The 1,709-nt window shown below is 70.9% G+C and carries 1 protein-coding gene; it reads right to left on the bottom strand.

What is annotated here, in order from left to right; translation table 11 throughout:
- The coding region (locus ACFYO0_RS46410) for a biotin carboxylase N-terminal domain-containing protein (protein ID WP_388688507.1) at positions 1-1,709 on the bottom strand (1,709 nt) is incomplete at both ends.

Here is a 1,709-nt window from a genome sequence, read left to right as displayed (position 1 = left end):
GCGCCGATCTCCGCGGTCAAGCCCTTGATGGTGCCTGAGCGGTGGGCGTTCAGGGGTTGTTCCATCTTCATGGCCTCCAGGACGACGATCAGGTCGCCCTCCTTGACCTCCTGGCCCTCCTCGACCGCGACCTTGACGATGGTGCCCTGCATCGGGGAGGCGAGCGTGTCGCCGGAAGCCGCCGGGCCGGACTTCTTCGCGGCGCGGCGCTTGGGCTTGGCACCCGCCGCAAGTCCCGTACGGGCCAGGGACATGCCCAGCGAGGTCGGCAGGGAGACCTCCAGGCGCTTGCCGCCGACCTCGACGACGACCGTCTCGCGGCCCGGCTCCTCGTCCGCCTCTGTGGCCACCGGAGCGGCGAACGGCTTGATCTCGTTGACGAACTCGGTCTCGATCCACCGGGTGTGCACCCTGAACGGGTTACTGGTGAACGCCGGGTCCGCGACCACCGCCCGGTGGAAGGGGATGGCCGTGGCCATGCCCTCCACCTGGAACTCGGCCAGCGCCCGGGCGGCCCGCTGCAGGGCCTGCTCACGGCTGGCACCGGTGACGATCAGCTTGGCGAGCAGCGAGTCCCAGGCCGGGCCGATCACCGAGCCGGACTCCACGCCCGCGTCCAAGCGCACGCCCGGACCGGACGGCGGCGCGAAGGCCGTCACTGTGCCGGGAGCGGGCAGGAAGTTACGGCCGGGGTCCTCGCCGTTGATGCGGAACTCGAAGGAATGCCCGCGGATCGCCGGGTCGTCATAGCCCAGCTCCTCGCCGTCGGCGATGCGGAACATCTCGCGCACCAGGTCGATGCCGGTGACCTCCTCGGTCACCGGATGCTCCACCTGCAGGCGGGTGTTGACCTCCAGGAAGGAGATCGTGCCGTCCACGCCCACCAAAAACTCGACGGTGCCGGCACCGACGTAGCCGGCCTCCTTGAGGATCGCCTTGGAGGCCGCGTACAGCTCGGCGTTCTGCGCCTGGGACAGGAACGGCGCCGGGGCCTCCTCGACCAGCTTCTGGTGCCGGCGCTGCAGCGAGCAGTCCCGGGTCGAGACCACGACCACGTTGCCGTGCTGGTCGGCCAGGCACTGGGTCTCCACATGCCGCGGCTTGTCCAGGTAACGCTCCACGAAGCACTCGCCGCGGCCGAACGCGGCCACCGCCTCGCGCACCGCGGAGTCGTACAGCTCGGGCACCTCCTCCAGGGTGCGGGCCACCTTCAGACCGCGTCCGCCGCCCCCGAACGCCGCCTTGATCGCGATCGGCAGGCCGTGTTCCTCGGCGAACGCCACGACCTCCTCGGCGCCCGAGACCGGGTCGGGGGTGCCCGCGACCAGCGGGGCACCCGCACGCTGCGCGATGTGCCGCGCTGCGACCTTGTCGCCCAGGTCGCGGATCGCCTGCGGGGGCGGGCCGATCCAGATCAGGTCCGCGTCCAGGACCGCCTGCGCGAACTCCGCGTTCTCCGAGAGGAAGCCGTAGCCGGGATGGATGGCATCGGCTCCGGAGTCCTTGGCGGCCTGGAGCACCTTGGTGATGTCCAGATAGCTGGTGGCCGGGGTGTCACCGCCCAGGGCGAACGCCTCGTCCGCGGCCCGCACATGCAGTGCGTCCCGGTCCGGCTCGGCGTACACCGCCACGCTCGCGATACCGGCGTCTCGGCACGCCCGGGCGACACGGACAGCGATTTCGCCACGATTGGCGATCAACACCTTGCG

The sequence above is a fragment of the Streptomyces sp. NPDC006365 genome, assembly GCF_042870755.1.
In the GTDB taxonomy this organism is placed as follows: Bacteria; Actinomycetota; Actinomycetes; order Streptomycetales; family Streptomycetaceae; genus Streptomyces; species Streptomyces xiangluensis.
This window is presented reverse-complemented; position numbering and strand designations above follow the sequence as displayed.